Annotated in this window: 15 protein-coding genes and 2 pseudogenes; 8 read left to right on the forward strand and 9 right to left on the reverse strand. The window is 62.8% G+C overall.

Translation table 11 applies throughout. The features are described from left to right. Positions 1-313 (reverse strand): annotated as a pseudogene (locus KFO72_RS37155) (hypothetical protein); the annotation flags it as partial. A gap of 23 nt (positions 314-336) precedes the next feature. On the opposite strand from KFO72_RS37155, the gene argA reads away from it, so the two are divergent. From argA to proP, 3 genes are all read left to right on the forward strand, one after another. Further along, positions 337-1,716 (forward strand): amino-acid N-acetyltransferase, encoded by a 1,380-nt coding sequence (gene argA / locus KFO72_RS37160; RefSeq protein ID WP_054934348.1) that lies wholly within the window; start codon positions 337-339, stop codon positions 1,714-1,716. 51 nt (positions 1,717-1,767) lie between these two features. Continuing rightward, positions 1,768-2,043, forward strand: a complete 276-nt coding sequence (locus KFO72_RS37165; protein WP_035990557.1) for an oxidative damage protection protein — start codon at positions 1,768-1,770, stop codon at positions 2,041-2,043. A gap of 733 nt (positions 2,044-2,776) precedes the next feature. Next, positions 2,777-4,246, forward strand: coding sequence for a glycine betaine/L-proline transporter ProP (gene proP, locus KFO72_RS37170; RefSeq protein ID WP_225034173.1), 1,470 nt, complete (start codon positions 2,777-2,779; stop codon positions 4,244-4,246). Positions 4,247-4,305: 59 nt separating this feature from the next. Here the strand turns inward: proP and KFO72_RS37175 are convergent. From KFO72_RS37175 to KFO72_RS37210, 8 genes and pseudogenes are all read right to left on the reverse strand, one after another. After that, a pseudogene (locus KFO72_RS37175) lies at positions 4,306-4,786 on the reverse strand (metallophosphoesterase family protein). Positions 4,787-4,805: 19 nt separating this feature from the next. After that, positions 4,806-5,594, reverse strand: coding sequence for a hypothetical protein (locus KFO72_RS37180; RefSeq protein WP_225034174.1), 789 nt, complete (start codon positions 5,592-5,594; stop codon positions 4,806-4,808). Between the two features lie 3 nt (positions 5,595-5,597). Further along, positions 5,598-6,173 (reverse strand): TMEM175 family protein, encoded by a 576-nt coding sequence (locus KFO72_RS37185; RefSeq protein ID WP_054934345.1) that lies wholly within the window; start codon positions 6,171-6,173, stop codon positions 5,598-5,600. 142 nt (positions 6,174-6,315) lie between these two features. Then, positions 6,316-6,648, reverse strand: a complete 333-nt coding sequence (locus KFO72_RS37190) for a cupin domain-containing protein (RefSeq protein WP_054934344.1) — start codon at positions 6,646-6,648, stop codon at positions 6,316-6,318. A gap of 11 nt (positions 6,649-6,659) precedes the next feature. Further along, on the reverse strand, positions 6,660-8,063 hold the full coding sequence (locus tag KFO72_RS37195) for an FAD-containing oxidoreductase (protein ID WP_225034175.1): 1,404 nt from the start codon (positions 8,061-8,063) through the stop codon (positions 6,660-6,662). Positions 8,064-8,190: 127 nt separating this feature from the next. Then, positions 8,191-8,382 (reverse strand): hypothetical protein, encoded by a 192-nt coding sequence (locus KFO72_RS37200; RefSeq protein ID WP_007585578.1) that lies wholly within the window; start codon positions 8,380-8,382, stop codon positions 8,191-8,193. Between the two features lie 220 nt (positions 8,383-8,602). Continuing rightward, entirely contained in the window at positions 8,603-9,223 is a 621-nt protein-coding gene (locus tag KFO72_RS37205) for a glutathione S-transferase (RefSeq protein ID WP_054934342.1), read from the reverse strand. Positions 9,224-9,503: 280 nt separating this feature from the next. Beyond that, entirely contained in the window at positions 9,504-10,628 is a 1,125-nt protein-coding gene (locus KFO72_RS37210) for an acyltransferase family protein (protein WP_224102613.1), read from the reverse strand. A 1,283-nt stretch (positions 10,629-11,911) separates the two neighbouring features. On the opposite strand from KFO72_RS37210, the gene KFO72_RS37215 reads away from it, so the two are divergent. Genes KFO72_RS37215 through KFO72_RS37235 form a run of 5 tightly spaced genes read left to right on the forward strand, consistent with a single transcriptional unit; the run spans position 11,912 to position 16,904 of the window. Next, positions 11,912-12,985, forward strand: coding sequence for a LacI family DNA-binding transcriptional regulator (locus KFO72_RS37215; RefSeq protein ID WP_225034176.1), 1,074 nt, complete (start codon positions 11,912-11,914; stop codon positions 12,983-12,985). Positions 12,986-13,027: 42 nt separating this feature from the next. Beyond that, positions 13,028-14,074: an ABC transporter substrate-binding protein gene (locus KFO72_RS37220; RefSeq protein WP_225034177.1), complete on the forward strand. Its 1,047-nt coding sequence runs from the start codon at positions 13,028-13,030 to the stop codon at positions 14,072-14,074. Continuing rightward, positions 14,071-14,895, forward strand: a complete 825-nt coding sequence (locus KFO72_RS37225) for an ABC transporter permease (protein ID WP_054934338.1) — start codon at positions 14,071-14,073, stop codon at positions 14,893-14,895. Before KFO72_RS37220 ends, KFO72_RS37225 begins: the two co-directional genes overlap by 4 nt. Positions 14,896-14,943: 48 nt before the next feature. Beyond that, positions 14,944-15,855 (forward strand): ABC transporter permease, encoded by a 912-nt coding sequence (locus tag KFO72_RS37230; protein WP_405083820.1) that lies wholly within the window; start codon positions 14,944-14,946, stop codon positions 15,853-15,855. Next, the gene (locus KFO72_RS37235) at positions 15,852-16,904 is read left to right on the forward strand and encodes an ABC transporter ATP-binding protein (protein WP_107203398.1); all 1,053 of its coding nucleotides are present in this window, start codon (positions 15,852-15,854) and stop codon (positions 16,902-16,904) included. The genes KFO72_RS37230 and KFO72_RS37235 overlap by 4 nt, the downstream gene beginning before the upstream one ends. Positions 16,905-17,010: the final 106 nt, after the last annotated feature.

Consider the following 17,010-nt stretch of genomic DNA (forward strand, 5'->3'; position numbering starts at 1 on the left):
CGCCGCCCGCCTGATCCGGCCCACGCTTGCCCTGCGGCTCCCGTGGCCGGTTCGGCGCGCTGTTCTGCTGCCCGCGCGCACCGCTTTTCGCCGCGTCTGCGCCTTGCTGTCTGGTCGCATCACCCTGCGCCGAAACGCCCGGACGCGGCGCATTCGCAACATTCACGGAAACGTCACGACGCGAGGGGTCGCCGCGCGCGTCGCGTGCCGCATCCTGATGGCCGCTCGGCGCGGGGCTCGCGGCATCTTTCGCGGCAGCGCCAGCCGCGTTTTTCGTATCGGCTCCAGCGGAGCTTTTGGGTACATTCGACATGGGGGCGCATTATAATCCGGGGCATGAATTCCCAAACCGACCTCGTCCCCTCGCCCGTTCCTTCACCGGCATCGTCCGGCGACTCGGAAGCCCTGCTGCAGCACGCGCAATTCGTCGACTGGATGCGATCGGTCGCGCCGTATATCCACGCGTTCCGAAACAAGACATTCGTGGTGGGCTTCGGCGGCGAGGTCGTGCATCAAGGGCTGCTCAACGCGCTGGTGTCCGACATCGCGCTGTTGCAGGCCATGGGTATCCAGATCGTGCTCGTGCATGGCTCGCGTCCGCAAGTGGAAGAGCAAATGAGCCTGCACGGCGTCGAGTCCGAGTTTTCGCACGGCATGCGCATCACCAATGCGAGGGCGCTCGAATCCGCGAAGGAAGCGGCGGGCGAAGTGCGTCTCGACATCGAGGCCGCGATCAGCCAGGGCTTGCCGAACACGCCGATGGCGCACGCGCACATCAGCGTGGTGTCGGGCAACTTCGTGACGGCGCGGCCTGTCGGCATTCTCGACGGGGTCGATTTTCAGCATACGGGCGTAGTGCGCAAGATCGATGCCGAGTCGATCCGCCATTCGCTCGCGAGCGGCAAGATCGTGCTGCTGTCGCCGCTCGGCTTCTCGCCGACGGGCGAAGCGTTCAATCTGTCGATGGAAGACGTGGCCTCGGCTGCCTCGATCGCGCTGCGCGCCGACAAGATCGTGTTCCTCACCGAAACGGAAGGCCTGCTCGACGAAGAAGGCGCGCTGGTCCGCGAACTGTCGCTGGACGACGCGTACCGCCTGCACGAAAGCGGCGCGGTGACAGGCGACGCCGGTTTCTATCTGAAGCACTCCATTCGCGCCTGCCGTGGCGGCGTCGCGCGTTCGCACATCATTCCGTACGCGCTCGACGGCAGCCTGCTGCTGGAACTGTTCCTGCACGATGGCGTCGGCACGATGATCTCGTACGAGAACCTCGAAAGCCTGCGCGAAGCGACGCCGGACGACGTCGGCGGCATTCTCACGCTGATCGAGCCGCTCGAAAGCGACGGTACGCTGGTGCGGCGCGGGCGTCACCAGATCGAGCGCGACATCGACCATTTCTCGGTAATCGAGCACGATGGCGTGCTGTTCGGCTGCGCGGCGCTGTATCCGTATCCGGCCGAGCGCATCGGCGAGATGGCGTGCCTGACGGTCTCCCCCGAAGCTCAAGGCTCGGGCGACGGCGAACGGCTGCTCAAGCGCATCGAACAGCGCGCGCGGGCACGCGGGCTGACGCGTATCTTCGTGCTGACGACGCGCACCGAACACTGGTTTCTCAAGCGCGGCTTCGTGAAGGTCACGGTCGACGACCTGCCCGAAGACCGCCGCCGCCTCTACAACTGGCAGCGCAAGTCGCTCGTGCTGATGAAACAGCTCTGAGCGCGCACAATAGCGCGACGCCGTACCCATCGATTACAGGAGAAGCACAGCATGACTCGCATGGTTCAATGCACGAAGCTCGGCAAGGAAGCCGAAGGTCTCGATTTCCCGCCACTGCCGGGCGAACTCGGCAAACGGATCTACGAGAGCGTTTCGAAGGAAGCATGGCAGCAATGGCTCAAGCAGCAGACCATGCTGATCAACGAAAACCGCCTGAACATGGCCGACCCGCGCGCGCGCCAGTATCTGATGAAGCAGACGGAGAAGTTCTTCTTCGGCGAAGGCGCCGATCAGGCAACAGGCTACGTCCCGCCTTCGGAAGGCTGAGCGCTCGTCGCTGCCGTTCGCAACAGACGATGAAAAATCCGCGCCCGGTGCGCGGATTTTTTTCGCCTGTTTCCGGCTGCCGGGCCGCTCCGCCTTGACCGGAAAATTGAACGAAACCGTTAATCCCGAGCTGCTTTTTCTGCACCCGCCGAATTCCCGCAATCCCCCGCCAGGCAACGGATTGCGCGCCCCCACCCGGCCCGCGCCGGACCAGCGGTTTGCACGATCCTCGCTTATCGTGCTATCATGTTCTTCGTTCTAACAGCATTAACCCTTCATTCGCGTTCAGTTTGCACCTTGGCCGCCGTGCGTGCCCGGTTCGGATTGAATTGTTTTTATACAAGAAGGCTTGTCGGTTGTTTCGTTGCAAGTCGCGTCGGTCCGATCGGCGCGATCCAGAGCGACGCCTCGCCGGCCTTTTTCGTTTCAAGCCTTTTCAAGCGGCATCAGCGCACCGCGTGCGTGGATGTCCTCCGGTATCTGCCCCCCTGCAAGGCCACGTGGGTACCAACGTTTAGCAGCAACTAACAAGTGCAATTTCGCGACGACCTTCGCGATGCACGGGCGTTACTTTTTCTGCGCAAGGTGCTCATACACCGCTGCGCAGGTCGCCTTTGCGTGGTCCGTGCGAGGCGCTACGCCTGTTCGCATCGACCGCTCGCGAAACTGCACTTTCCAGCAATCCGTGGCGGAGCGCTTTTTGCGTTCGGCCGCAGTCATAGGAGCTTGTACCTTGACCGCTTCCAGCAACGGTTTCTGGCGACATAACAACAAAGACAACAGCCTGACTCTCGACGACATTACCGTCGTCGACAATTCGCTTCTCAAACGTGCCGTCGGCGCCATGGCGCTCGGCAACGCCATGGAATGGTTCGACTTCGGCGTGTACAGCTATATCGCCGTCACGCTCGGCAAAGTGTTCTTCCCGTCGAGCAGCCCGTCCGCGCAATTGATCGCGACCTTCGGCACGTTCGCCGCGGCGTTCCTCGTGCGCCCGATCGGCGGCATGGTGTTCGGCCCGCTCGGCGACCGCATCGGCCGCCAACGCGTGCTCGCGATGACGATGATCATGATGGCCGTCGGCACCTTCGCGATCGGCCTGATTCCGAGTTACGGCTCGATCGGCATTCTCGCGCCCGCGCTGCTGCTCGTCGCACGTCTCGTGCAGGGCTTTTCGACGGGCGGCGAGTATGGCGGCGCCGCTACCTTTATCGCCGAGTTTGCGACGGATCGCCGTCGCGGCTTTGCGGGCAGCTTCCTCGAATTCGGCACGCTGGTCGGCTATATCCTCGGTGCGGGCACGGTTGCCGTGCTGACGGCGACGCTGTCGCAGGAAGCACTGCTGTCGTGGGGCTGGCGTGTGCCGTTCTTCATCGCCGGTCCGCTGGGTCTCGTGGGCCTGTATATCCGGATGAAGCTCGAAGAAACGCCCGCGTTCAAGAAGGAAGCGGAAGCACGCGAAGCCGACGAGATGTCGCGTCCGAAGCAGAGCTTCATGGAACTGCTCGCGCAGCAATGGAAGCCGTTGCTGCTGTGCGTCGGCCTCGTGCTGATCTTCAACGTCACCGACTACATGGCGCTCTCGTATCTGCCGAGCTATCTGTCGGCGACACTGCACTTCAACGAATCGCACGGTCTGTTCCTCGTGCTGCTCGTGATGGTGCTGATGATGCCGATGACGCTCTACGCAGGCCACCTGTCGGACAGGATCGGCCGCAAGCCCGTCATGCTGCTCGGCTGCGTGGGCCTGTTCGTACTGTCGATTCCGGCGCTGCTGCTGATCCGCATGGGCACGGTGCTGCCCGTGTTCAGCGGCCTGCTGATTCTCGGCGCGCTGCTGTCGACGTTCACGGGCGTGATGCCGTCGTCGCTGCCCGCCCTCTTCCCGACGAAGATCCGCTATGGCGCGCTGGCAATCGGCTTCAACGTGTCGGTGTCGCTGTTCGGCGGCACGACACCGCTGGTGACGGCATGGCTGGTCGATCGCACCGGCAATCTGATGATGCCCGCATACTATCTGATGGGCGCGTCGATCATCGGTATCGTATCGGTGCTTGCGCTGCGCGAAACGGCTCGCAAGCCGCTGCTCGGCTCGGGCCCGTGCGTCGCGACCCGCGCCGAAGCGCACGCCGTGCTGCGCGGCGAGCGTGAAGCCGAGGAACTCGACGAAGCATATGCAGCCGCCGTGACGGCGCGCGCATAAGCAGCGCAACGCATTGCACTATTGCACTGGAACGGGTCAGCTTCGGCTGACCCGTTTTTTTATGGCGTCAGCGTCTGCAGCGTGGCCTGGACATGGCCGCCGTCGATCGTCAGCATGCCCGCTGAGATCGGCAGCTTGAAACGGCGCGGCCCCGCGCTGCCCGGATTGACGAACAGCACGCCGTCGCGCCCGGCGATCAGCGGCTTGTGCGAATGCCCTGTCACGACGACGCGCACGCCCTCTTCATGCAGATTGCGCGGCACATCGGCGATATCGTGAACGACGAAGATCTTGACCTGTTGCACGTCGAGCGTCGCGTGTGCCGGAATCGACGCAGCCCAGGCGCCCGTGTCGTTGTTGCCGCGCACGACCGTCAACGGCGCAATGGCCGCGAGCGCATCGAGCACCGCCTGATTGCAGATGTCGCCCGCGAACGATTGCATCGCATCCCGCGAGCCACGCCAGCGCCTCGGGACGCACGAGATTGTGCGTGTCCGAAATCAGGCCGATACGGCAAGATTGCGTGCGGCGCGTCGTCATCGTGCGTTCCTGGAGAATCTCAATCGAGCGCACCCAGCGGCGCGCGCGGCTTGCGCGACATCGCAAGCAGCCGCTTCGTCGCACCTTGCACCAGCACCGACACGACGGCGCCGCATGCGAACGCGGACAGCATGCCGAGCGTCGGCAGCGTCAGCGCGACAACGGCGAAGAACGCCGCGAACGACGCTCGTCCGATCACCATCCCGCGCATCAGCAGCCCAACGAAGCTCGCGCCATGCGCGCGTTGCGCCGACACCGCAAGCACGATGCCGAGTAACGGGAAGACGGACAGCATACCGCTCCACGCCGCGCCCAACGAGGCGGAGAGCGTCGTCACGGCAAGCGTCAGCAGTGCGCCCGCGAGCATGCGCAACGCGAGATCGATGACACCGACGCGTGCCGCCGGCACCGCACCTTCGACGCGGGGCAACCCGGCTTGCGAGACAGCCACGGCCACACACGCCGCCGCCAGCGACCATGCAAGACTTGCCGGCAAGTGGGTGAGCAGCACGGCGATCAGCGCCCACGCGACAAGACCCGCGCCCAGCGCCACAGGCCAGCGAGCGAAACGGCACGTCCATGCGTACGCGAAATTGAATGCCTCCGACGCGGCAATGGCCGCAATCGATGCCGCCGACGCCTGCGCCGCGAACGCCGTGCCGCGCTCCATCGCGAGCAGCAAGACGATCGGCCCGGCGACGACGGGCAATCCCGCCAGCCAGCCCGCCACCGACGGTCCCCACACGCGCCCCGCCATCGTCAGCCCGGCGAGAAAGCCGGGCACGAGCGCGAGCTTGAGCGCGAGCATCGGCTATTCCTTGACGAGCTGTTCGATGCGGCTGTCGGGCACGAGCCACATCAATGCGCAGAACGTATAGAGCGCCACCGATACCCACGGCGCGATAAACGCGAACACCACGCCTGACAGATAGATCACGACGGACAGCTTGCCCTTGCGGTCACGGCCGAGCGCCCGCGCCAGCGTCGAGTCCGGGCCGTGATAACGGATCAGCACATGCGCCAGAATGAAGTACGCAATCGCGCACATGAAGAGATCGAGGCCGTATAGCGCGGTCGGCCACGCGGCCAGATGGCTTTCGCCGATCCAGTGGGTAATGGCGGGCATCAGCGACAGCCAGAACAGCAGATGCAGGTTCGCCCACAACACGCCGCCCGTCACCCTCTGCACGGCATGGAACATGTGATGATGGTTGTTCCAGTAGATGCCGACGTAGAGAAAGCTCAGCACATAGGCGAGAAAGACGGGGATCACGGGGCGCAGCGCTTCGAGATCGAAGCCCTCCGGCACTTTGAGTTCGAGGACCATGATCGTGATGATGATTGCGATCACGCCATCGCTGAAGGCTTCGATTCGTCCTTTACCCATCTGCCCGGTTCCTGTTGCGGATTGATTTGTCATCGACGCAAGCGAGGCCGTACGCCTGCGCTAGTCGCCGCTGCCGATTATCCGCGATCACAGCCCGGGCTGTCGATGATGGTCACATGCGCCGCCTGTTTCGATGCAAGGTTCATGGTTCGTAATAGATCGCGAGCCAGACGGTCTGCTCCGCCTCGTGCGTCCATGCAACCCGATGCCGGCAATGCGGGTCGATCAGCACATAGTCGCCGGGACGCATGTCGTGCAGCGTCGCGTCTTCTTCGAATTCCAACACGGCCGCGCCCGACAGCAGCACCACCCATTCGGCGCGCGAGTCGTCGTACCAGAAGCCATCGGGACTCGTATGCCCCATCGACACGATGCGCTCCACGTTCAGGCGTTGTCCCGTAACGAGCATGTCGATTCGCTCTTCGCCGTCGCGCTTCGCTTCTCCGCTGAACAGATTGCCCGTTTGCAGTTGCATGTTCGGCTACCTCACTTCAGCGGTGCAAGGCCGTCGAGCAGCGTTGGGACCAGTTCGCTGATCGTCGGGTGGATATGCATCGCGAACTGCAGCGTGGTGTATGGCGCGCGCGCCGTCATGATGTCGATGAACGTGTGAATCGCTTCGTCGCCGTCGACGCCATAGATCGTCGCACCGAGTATCTGCTTCGACGCATTGTCGACCAGCACTTTCATGAAGCCGTCCGTCTCGCCCTTCTCGCGTGCCCGGCCGACGCGGGTCATCGGCATCGTCGCGATCAGGGCGTCGCGGCCGCTCGCGCGCACCTCGTGCTCGGACATGCCGACGCGCGCGAGCGGCGGATCGACGAACACGGCATACGCCATGATCCGGTCGTCGACGCTGCGCTTGCCGCCGTCGAACAGATTCGCCGACACGATCTGATAATCGTCGTAAGACGTATGCGTGAACGCGCCGCGCCCGTTCGCGTCGCCGATCGCCCACACGCCGGGCACGTTGGTGCGCAACTGGCCGTCGACGGGAATCGTGCCGTGCTTATCGACATTGACGCCGGCCGCGTCGAGACCGAGATCGTCGGTGTTCGGGCGGCGGCCTGTTGCGAACAGCAGATGCGATGCTTCGAGCGGCGCGGCATCGGCGCCGAAGAACACGCGCACGCCGTCGCCGCTCTCGTGCAACGGCTCGACACGCGAGGGCTCGGCGCCGAAGCGGAATTCGATGCCCTCGCGCGTGAGCACTTTCTGCACATTGCGAGCGAAGTCTTCGTCCTCGCGCGCAAGCACGCGATCGCCACGCACGATCACCGTCACGCGGCTGCCGAAGCGGCGGAACACCTGCGCGAATTCGAGCGCGATATAACTGCCGCCGACGATGGCCAGATGTTCAGGCAATTCAGTCAGATCGAGCAGCGTCGAATTCGTTTGATAACGGACGCGCTCGAGTCCTTCGAGCTTTGGGATGACGGCGCGCGTACCGGTGTTGATGAAGATTTCGTCGGCCTGCAGTTCGGCCAGCACGTTGCCGCTTTCGGGATCGGTGACGGTGAGCGCATGCGCGCCGGTGAAACGCGCATGGCCTTTGAAGACGGTGACATTGCTCGTATTGCGCAGCCACTTTTCGACGCCGTCGCGCGACTGGCCGATGATCTTGTCCTTGCGCGCCTTCACCTGCGCCAGATCGACGCTGACATCGCCCGCAATCTGCACACCGTAATCGGCCGCGCGGCGTGCGACGTGCGCAGTGCGCGCGCTCGCCACGTAGGCCTTGGTCGGCGTACAGCCGACGTTCACACAAGTCCCGCCGAACTTGTCGCGTTCGATGACGGCCGTCTTGCGGCCGTTTTCCGCAAGACGCACGGCGAGCGGCGAGCCGCCCTGTCCCGTGCCGATCACGATGGCGTCGAAATGCTGTGGCATGGCAGATCTCCCGAATCGCGTGTGCGAGTCGGACATCTTACGCCTGCCGTGTGTTTCTCGAAGTGGTGAGTCCCGATGGTGGATCGCGGGTGGTCAGGATGTCATTCAGCGCATCATGCCGTGCGAATCATGCATCGCAATGATGCAGCGAGCAGATCAGTTCGCGCGAGCGTTGCAGCGCGGCGCGTGCACCGTTCGTCGCGACGACGAAACCCGCCTGGCTCAGATTGAAGTCGACCTGCACCATGATCTGGATGAGCGACACCATCGGCAGCACCACTGCCGGGTGATAAAGCTGTCGTTCGATGATCGCTCTCATGGCTACCACTCCCATCAATGACGCCGCGTATCGGGCACGGCGTCTGTCTGCATACAAGTTTCGATGGGTGGATTGTAGAGAGCGAAGTGTTAGGGATAAATGAGCTAATCGCGAAGATAGTTGTCGACGGAGCAGAACAATCCCGCAACGCCTTGCGCCGTATGGTTTTGGGCCCGGTGTAGCCAGTCGTGCGGGCCTTTCCCGAGCCACAAAAGCACGGTCATTCGAGCGGCGTGGCGACGAATTCCGGCAACGCTTCGGCACGCTTCGAGAAGGCGGCCAGCGCCGGGTAACGCGCGGGATCGACGAGATCGGGCAGCATGAACTGCTGGAATCGCCACGTGACGGCCAGCGTGATGTCCGGCTGCATCAGACGGTCGCCGAGCAGCCAGCCGTTTCCTTCGCGGCCCGCGATGGCCGTCTCCAGATGGTCGTATGCGGCGAACAGCTGCGTCTGGACACGCTCGATCCACGGTTGATGCTGGCGCTCGGCGGGACGCAGGTTCAGCTCGTAGACGTTTTGCATCGCCTTTTCGCAGGCGGCGAGCGCGAAGCCGATCAGGTTCAGTGCCTTCAGGCGCTCACCTGGGGCGGCGGGCATCAGGCGCCTGTCGGGCGGGCTTAGATGCTCCAGATAATCGAGGATCAGCGACGAATCGATCAGCAGCGTGCCGTCGTCGGCGATGAAGGTCGGCGCCTTGACCACGGGATTGATCGTCGCGAACGTGTCGAAGTGCCGGAACACCGATACGCTCTTGTGCTCGAACGGCAGGCCGAGCATCGCGAGTGAAATAGCGACGCGCCGGACATACGGCGAATCCATCATGCCGATTAGTTGCATGCTGCTTTCTCCCGTTGGGGTTGGTCTCAGCGGGATACTGTAGACGAATGGGCGGGGGATGGCGATGGCTGGGTGCTGTGGGCCGCCTATTGGCCGTTTATTGGCCGTTTATTGGCCGTTTATTGGCCGTTTATTGGCCGTTTATTGGCCGCTTATGTTGGGCGCTTATGTTGGGCGCGGCACACGGCCGGGCTGGAACGGAGCCATCATGACGTGCGCAAGGTCCGCAATGCACTGATCGGAATGCGACCGGTCACCCGTCGCTCTTATCCCTGTCACATCAGTTGATCGCAGCACCCGCTGAAGAAGGTCTCGATGCGATCTTCCTGATCCTGTCCCGCGCAGGGGTCTCGATGAGCGACCACAGCGCCAACGAGACGATCAATGCGGCCATCCAGTAACCCGCGCACAGCACGATATCTGGAGCGGTAAACATGGACCGGTGACCATCGAACAACCTGTAGAGCAACTGATGCGACAGGTACAACGCGAAACTGGCTTCTCCGAGAATGACCAATGGCCGAAGAGAAATTGCCCTGGAGATCATTCCCTTGTTAAAGGCGAACACCAGCACCACAACGAGAAAGGCTGGTGCAGCCGTACATTCGACGGTGAAAACAGTCCACGCAGATGGGCCTGGATCGTGCCCCGTCCACTGGTTGATCAGTATCACCAAAGCGACAGCACCTATTTCCATCGCAGTCCATTCGATGAGGCCGCCCGGCAGTTTCCGCTTCCTGAGCGCATCGTAGGCGTTCGCCGCCAACATGCCGAGTACGAACTCGACTATGCGAACGAAAGGGGAGATATAGCCGATGCCTTCGGCGGAAAAGGCCAAGGGTTTTTGAACATCGATGGGAGCGATGCCTCTTTCGGTTGCGATTGCCAAAACTCCAAATGCGACAATCAATATCGATAGCGTTTTCCAGTGCCATGTTCTTGTCCAGCGATGCCGCAAGACTGGAAAAACCAAATAGAAAAATGCTTCCGTCGAGATACTCCATGAAACCGCGTTAAGCCCGAAGTAGAAGGCGAAAATTGGAATCCACGATTGAATCAGGAAGACATTCGTCAACAGTATTGCCGCGTGATCGCCTTCGGTTCCGGGATTGAACCATTGCGCTGCCGGCAGGAGAACCAGAAATGCGCCGATCATAAACAGATGTAATGGCCAGATTCGCGCTATGCGAGCAACATAGAAGTTTCGCAAACTTCCGGCCTTATCAAAATCACGGTACGTGTAACAGAGAATAAATCCCGACAGGACGAAGAAGAAACTGACACCGAAGTCATAATGAAAATGCGGAATCCAGTCCATCGACCTGAAACCGGCTCTGCTGTGCTCGATGACGATCGAAGCAGCCGCGAAAAAACGGAGCGCGGTAAGGTTGTCAAGTTTCTTCATATATTCCCCGGAACAATGCGGAATTTTACAGGCAAGTTGTCGTACCTTTCCGTTTCTTTCCCGGTGAGACGTCATCGCCGGATGTGATCGGCCCGTCGTACCTGTTTTCTCCTACGTAACTGCGGCAAGTGCAGGCACGCCTCACGTAGTTGGCGTATGTTGGGTATGCGCCATCGGCCAGACGACGAATGAAGCGGAAAACGAAATAGCGAGCAGATAACATACACGCACTGCCCAGTGGCAGGCGTGAGGGGCGCGAATGAAGCTCTCCGAATATATCGCACGGCTGCAATCGATCCTGGAAGCCGAGGGTGATCTGCCCGTGATCCGGACTAGCCCGAAAGGCGGCGGCATGTTCGCGCGGCTTTGAGTTCGGCACTGTCACGCAGCCAACCGTTTGTCGCGTTGGCGACTACTACGGTGCAAAACTCATCATGACCGGCGACGAGCGCAACGTTAGAGAAGTCGGGCGTGTCGTGTGCATTGGCGGGCGAGGACCACTCGCACCATGCGAAGTCTCCTCATCCACCGCGCCCCTGGTCAGTTCGAACAGGCGCCGTCCATAACGGGCAGACGTGCCAGGACACCATCACGGAGGCGCCGCAATCTGCTCCGGCGTCGCCCCGTAGGTAGCGCTCCTGTAGGAATCTCAGATTGTTGTGACCGCTGGTCCTCGCGAGCGTCGTCATGTCGAGCTGGCGAGAAAGTTGGGAGAATGGGTGGTGCCGGGGACCGGACTCGAACCGGCAAGCTGTTAAGCGGCGGATTTTCGTCACACTACGTCTTTCGACGCCGTCTGCTTCAACCAGAAAAGCAAACGTTCGTGCGCTGGACTATGCCTTCGCCATCGCGATGCGCGTATTGCACGCCCATCGCCTAAGGCGCCCCCCGTCTAGTCTCTACACCTTCCGCGCCTTCCGTCCCGCATCGGCAGGAAAGAAAACGGGCTTGGCTCGGCGTTGCCTCGTCGCACGAGTCTGGACGCGTGCATTCAGGGGTTTCGCCGAATTTGAAGGGTTCTGCACCGGCCGTTTCCGGCTGGGCACTCAATGCTTTAAGTCCGCTATGTTTACCAATTTCATCACCCCGGCAGGGCGGACGCGATTCTACCATCGCGCCGCAACCTGACCAAACCGGCGCGAATCCCAGTTTCGCCCGTCCGCGATCCGACGCGCCTTCATCGACCCGTCACAAACGTTCCCGATAATCCGACCCACGAAAACGTTTACAACGACGCACGCCCCTCGACGCGGCGCGCGGCACACGCTGACGGGAACCCAACGATGACGCCTACGATCAAGGATGTCGCCGCGCATGCGGGCTTTTCGATCGCGACCGTCTCGCGCGCGATCAACGCGCCGCACACGGTCAACCCCGTGACCCTCGAAAAAGTGCGTCAGTCGATCGACGCCCTCCACTTCCGCCCGAGCCCGCTCGGCCGCCAGTTGCGCGGCGAGCGCTCGCGCCTGATCGGCGTGGTGCTGCCGACGCTCGCCAATCCCGTGTTCGCCGAATGCCTGCAAGGCATCGACGAACTGGCGTCCGCGCAAGGCTACCGGCTGATGCTGATGACCACGCAATACGACGCCGACCGCGAACGCCACGCCATCGAAACGCTGCGCGCACAGCGCGTCGAAGGCCTGATCCTGACGGTGGCCGACGCCGACACCCACCCGCTGCTGGACGAACTGGACCGCGACGGCATGCTGTACGTGCTGATGCACAACGACACCGTGCGCCGCCCCTCCGTGTCCGTCGACAACCGGCAAGCCGCCTACGACGGCGTGCGCATGCTGATCGCGCACGGCCATCGCCGCATTCTGATGCTGGCAGGCACGCTCGCCGCGTCGGACCGCGCGCGGCTGCGCCATCTCGGCTACACGCAGGCGATGCAGCAGGCGGGCCTCGCCCCCGCGCCCGCGCTCGAAATCGATTTCAACGCGGACGAGCTCGCGCCCGCTGTGCTCAACCATCTGACGACGGGCCCGAACCGTCCGACGGCCCTCTTCTGCTCGAACGATCTGCTGGCGATGGTGGTGATGCGCGGCCTGCGCCGCGCGCGTCTGCAACTGCCCGGCGACATGTCGATTCTCGGCTTCGACGGCCTCGCGATGGGCGAACTGCTGTCGCCGCCGCTCGCTAGCGTGTGTGCGCCGAACCGCGAGATCGGCTGCGCGGCGTGGCGGCGGCTGATCGCGCGTGTCGACGGCTCGCAGCCGTCCCGTGTCGACGACGCGCTGCACGCGCCGTCGCTGTCGCAGACCTTGCCTCACACGCTGCGCGAGGGCGCGACGATCGCGGCGATCTGCGACACGTCGGGCGCACGGTCGAGCCGCATCGTCCGCTCGACGGCCTGATCCGCTTCAAAAACCAACCTTTTCCACTTCCGGAGATCTGTCGTGAACTGCCGTTCCTCCATCGCTATTGCAGCGTTGCGCGTGGCGCGCGCCGCATTGGTCGCATCGTCGTTCGTGCTGACGCTGGCTGCACCGCAACTCGCGCACGCCGAAGAAACCGCGATCTGCTACAACTGCCCGCCCGAATGGGCCGACTGGGCGAGTCAAATCAACGCCATCCAGCAAAAGACGGGCGTGCACGTGCCGTTCGACAACAAGAATTCCGGCCAGTCGATCGCGCAATTGATGGCCGAGCAGAAGAGCCCGGTGGCGGACGTCGTTTATCTGGGCGTGTCGTCGGCCTTCCAGGCGAAGGAGAAGGGCGTGATCGCGCCGTACAAGCCCGCGCACTGGAACGACATTCCCGCCAACCTGAAAGACCCGCAAGGCTACTGGTTCGCGATCCACTCGGGCACGCTGGGCTTTTTCGTCAACAAGGACGCACTCGAAGGCAAGCCCGTGCCGCGCTCGTGGGCCGACCTGCTGAAGCCCGAGTACAAGGGCATGATCGGCTACCTCGATCCGTCGAGCGCCTTCGTCGGCTATGCGGGCGCCGTTGCCGTGAATCAGGCGCTGGGCGGCAGCTTCGACAACTTCAAGCCAGGCCTCGACTGGTTCGCGAAGCTGAAGGCCAACCAGCCGATCGTGCCGAAGCAGACGGCCTATGCCCGCGTGCTGTCGGGTGAGATTCCCATCCTGCTCGACTACGACTTCGACGCGTACCGCGCGAAGTACAAGGATCACGCGAACGTCGAGTTCGTGATTCCGAAAGAAGGCACGATCGAAGTGCCCTACGTGATGAGCCTCGTGAAGGGTGCGCCGCACGACGCGAACGGCAGGAAGGTGCTTGATTTCGTGTTGTCGGACGAAGGCCAGAAGCTGTGGGCGAACGCGTATCTGCGCCCCGTGCGCGCCGGCACGATGACGGCCGATGCCGCTTCGAAGTTCCTGCCCGCCAGCGACTATGCGCGCGCGCGTGCCGTCGACTTCGCAAAGATGGCCGAGAAGCAGCAGGCCTTCGGCGAGCAGTATCTGCAGGTGATGCATTGAACGACATCACGTTCCCGCTGCGCTGGCGCATCGCGTTGATCGCGCCGGCGCTCGCCGTGTTCATCGCCTTCTGGCTGCTGCCGATGACGGCGCTCGTGCAGGTCAGCGCCGACGGTCATCTGCTGAAGACATATGGCGCGATGCTCGCCAACGCGCGCTACATGAAGAGCCTGTTCGCGACGGTCGTGCTGTCGGCGGCCGTGACGGCGACGACGCTAGCGCTCTCGGTGATCTCGGGTCTGCTGCTCGCGCGCCGCGAGTTTCACGGCAAGCGCACGCTGCTCGCGCTGCTGACGTTTCCACTCGCGTTTCCGGGCGTGGTGGTCGGCTTCATGGTGATCATGCTGGCGGGCCGTCAGGGTTTGATCGGCGCGCTGTCGCTCAAGCTCACGGGCGACAAGTGGGTCTTCGCGTATTCGATGACGGGTCTCTTTATCGGCTACCTGTATTTCTCGATTCCGCGCGTGATCGTCACGGTGATGGCGTCGGCGACCAAGCTGGATGCGTCGCTCGAAGAAGCCGCGCGCTCGCTAGGCGCGTCGCCGTGGCGGATCATGCGCGACATCGTGCTGCCCGCGCTCTCGCCCGGTCTGATCGCGGCGGGCGCCGTGTGCTTCGCGACGGCGATGGGCGCGTTCGGCACCGCGTTCACGCTCGCCACCGACATCGACGTGCTGCCCATGACCATCTACACCGAGTTCACGCTCAACGCGAACATGGTGACGGCGGCGGGACTGTCGATCGTGCTCGGGGCCGTCACGTGGGGCGTGCTGTACGTCGCGCGCAGCGTCACCGGCTCGGCCGTGGCCGCGACGGCATGATTGGACTGATCGTGCCGATTCCTTTCCATGTCGAATGAAGACACTCGCATGAATTCCGTTGCTCAAACCACGAACACGCCTCAGATGCAGCACAAGCGCGTGTTCACCCTGCCTTCGCTGCGCGCGTGGCTCGCGGCGGGTCAATGGCTCGTCACGCTGCTGTTGTGCGCGTTTCTGATCGTGCCCGTCGTGATGTCGATTGTCGCGGGCCTGACGGTGAACTATTTTCAGGGCATCGCAAGCGGTCTCACGTTGCGCTGGCTCGGCGAAGTGTGGACGCAGTATCACGGGTCCGTGTTCCTGTCGCTTGAAATCGCGCTCGCGACGCTCGTCATCACGCTGCTGACAGGCGTGCCCGCCGGCTACGTGCTGGCGCGCAGCGAGACGCGTCTCTCGCGCATCATCGAAGAATTTCTCGTGCTGCCGATCGCCTTGCCCGGCCTCGCGTCCGCGCTCGCGCTGCTGGTCGTGTATGGCGGCTTCACGATGTTCCGCACGAGCGCCGCGTTCATCGTCGTCGGGCATGTGGTGTTCACGCTGCCGTTCATGGTGCGCGCCGTCGCCGCCGTGTGCGCGAGTGCCGGGTTGCGCACGCTCGAAGAAGGCGCCGCGAGCCTCGGCGCGAGCTTCTTTCAGCGCTTCATCACGATCGTGCTGCCGAACGTGCGGCCCGGCATCGTGGCGGGCGCGCTGGCTGTGGTCACGCTGTCGATCGGCGAATTCAATCTCACGTGGATGCTGCACACGCCCGAGACGAAAACGCTGCCCGTGGGTCTCGCCGATACCTATGCTTCGCTGCGCATCGAGATCGGCAGCGCTTACACCATTCTCTTTTTCATCATGACGATGCCGCTGCTCGTCGCGATGCAATGGCTCGGCGTCGATGCGACGGGTCAGCGCAACACGCGGCAGAAGAAGGCACGCGCCGTCGATACCTCGTCATCAGAAGACCAGCCATGAAACTCGCTTCCATTCCCATCACACTGACGCGCTGCGCGAAGACGTTTCGCGGCACGCGCGTGCTCGAGCCGCTCGATCTGTCGATTGGCGCGGGCGAGACGCTGGTCTTGCTTGGACCTTCGGGTTGCGGCAAGACGACGACGTTACGCATGATTGCCGGTCTCGAACAGCCGGATACAGGCGGGCGCGTTGCGTTTGGCGACGAGGATGTCACGGCGTTGCCCATCGAGAAACGCCAGGTCGGCATGGTGTTCCAGAGTTACGCGCTGTTTCCGAATCTGACCGTGCGCGGCAACATTCACTATGGTTTGAAGATCAAGCGCGTGGCGGCGGACGAGGCGCGGCAGCGGGTGGACGAGTTGCTTTCGATGATGCGGCTCACCGGTCATGCTGACAAACCGATCGATCAACTGTCCGGCGGCCAGCGGCAGCGTGTCGCACTGGCGCGGGCGCTTGCGCCGCAGCCGCGGGTGTTGTTGCTCGACGAGCCGCTGACTGCGCTCGATGCGCGTTTGCGCGACACGTTGCGCGGCGAGATGAATGCGCTGCTGCGCGAGCTTGGGATGACGACGATATATGTGACGCACGATCAGGCTGAGGCGATGGAACTGGGCGATCGCATCGTGGTGATGAGCGCGGGGCGCATCGAGCAGATCGGGACGCCGCGGGATATCTATTACCGGCCAGCGAACCGGAATGTTGCGCAGTTTGTGGGGACTATTAATCGCGTGGCGGGGCAGGCGCGGGATGGAATGCTTGCCACGACGGGTGGCGCTATTCCATTGCCGCCGACGTATGCTACGCGCGTCACGCCTGACGGCGATGAGGTGTTTTTCCGGCCTGAAGATGCGTGGATTTCTGAGCTTTCTGCTGCGCAGTTGCGAGGGGTGGTTCAGGGTGCTGCTTTTTTGGGTGAGCGCACGCGGCTCACTATTCGCGATGCGGCGCCTGAGGTGATCGTGGTTGATGTGCCTGGGAGGGTTGAGCTTGCTCGTGGCACGGTTGTTGGGGTTTCTGTCGCGAGGGATGGGTTGATTGCGTTGTCGTAGGTTTGGGTTTGGGTTTGGGTTTGGGTTTGGCTTGGCTTGGTTTGGGCTTCGCGCTGGCATCCGCGTTACGTTAGCTTGCTTCACACGTCGCCCCTGTGCGGGGCGG

The organism is Paraburkholderia sp. XV (genome assembly GCF_020177535.1).
Taxonomy (GTDB): domain Bacteria; phylum Pseudomonadota; class Gammaproteobacteria; order Burkholderiales; family Burkholderiaceae; genus Paraburkholderia; species Paraburkholderia caribensis.

Excerpts from the sequence above, each read along its gene's own strand:
- argA (WP_054934348.1), top strand. The coding sequence starts at position 337 with ATGAATTCCCAAACCGACCTCGTCCCCTCGCCCGTTCCTTCACCGGCA.
- KFO72_RS37165 (WP_035990557.1), top strand. The coding sequence starts at position 1,768 with ATGACTCGCATGGTTCAATGCACGAAGCTCGGCAAGGAAGCCGAAGGT.
- KFO72_RS37180 (WP_225034174.1), bottom strand. The coding sequence starts at position 5,594 with ATGCTCGCGCTCAAGCTCGCGCTCGTGCCCGGCTTTCTCGCCGGGCTG.
- KFO72_RS37185 (WP_054934345.1), bottom strand. The coding sequence starts at position 6,173 with ATGGGTAAAGGACGAATCGAAGCCTTCAGCGATGGCGTGATCGCAATC.
- KFO72_RS37190 (WP_054934344.1), bottom strand. The coding sequence starts at position 6,648 with ATGCAACTGCAAACGGGCAATCTGTTCAGCGGAGAAGCGAAGCGCGAC.
- KFO72_RS37195 (WP_225034175.1), bottom strand. The coding sequence starts at position 8,063 with ATGCCACAGCATTTCGACGCCATCGTGATCGGCACGGGACAGGGCGGC.
- KFO72_RS37200 (WP_007585578.1), bottom strand. The coding sequence starts at position 8,382 with ATGAGAGCGATCATCGAACGACAGCTTTATCACCCGGCAGTGGTGCTG.
- KFO72_RS37205 (WP_054934342.1), bottom strand. The coding sequence starts at position 9,223 with ATGCAACTAATCGGCATGATGGATTCGCCGTATGTCCGGCGCGTCGCT.
- KFO72_RS37210 (WP_224102613.1), bottom strand. The coding sequence starts at position 10,628 with ATGAAGAAACTTGACAACCTTACCGCGCTCCGTTTTTTCGCGGCTGCT.
- KFO72_RS37215 (WP_225034176.1), top strand. The coding sequence starts at position 11,912 with ATGACGCCTACGATCAAGGATGTCGCCGCGCATGCGGGCTTTTCGATC.
- KFO72_RS37230 (WP_405083820.1), top strand. The coding sequence starts at position 14,944 with ATGAATTCCGTTGCTCAAACCACGAACACGCCTCAGATGCAGCACAAG.
- KFO72_RS37235 (WP_107203398.1), top strand. The coding sequence starts at position 15,852 with ATGAAACTCGCTTCCATTCCCATCACACTGACGCGCTGCGCGAAGACG.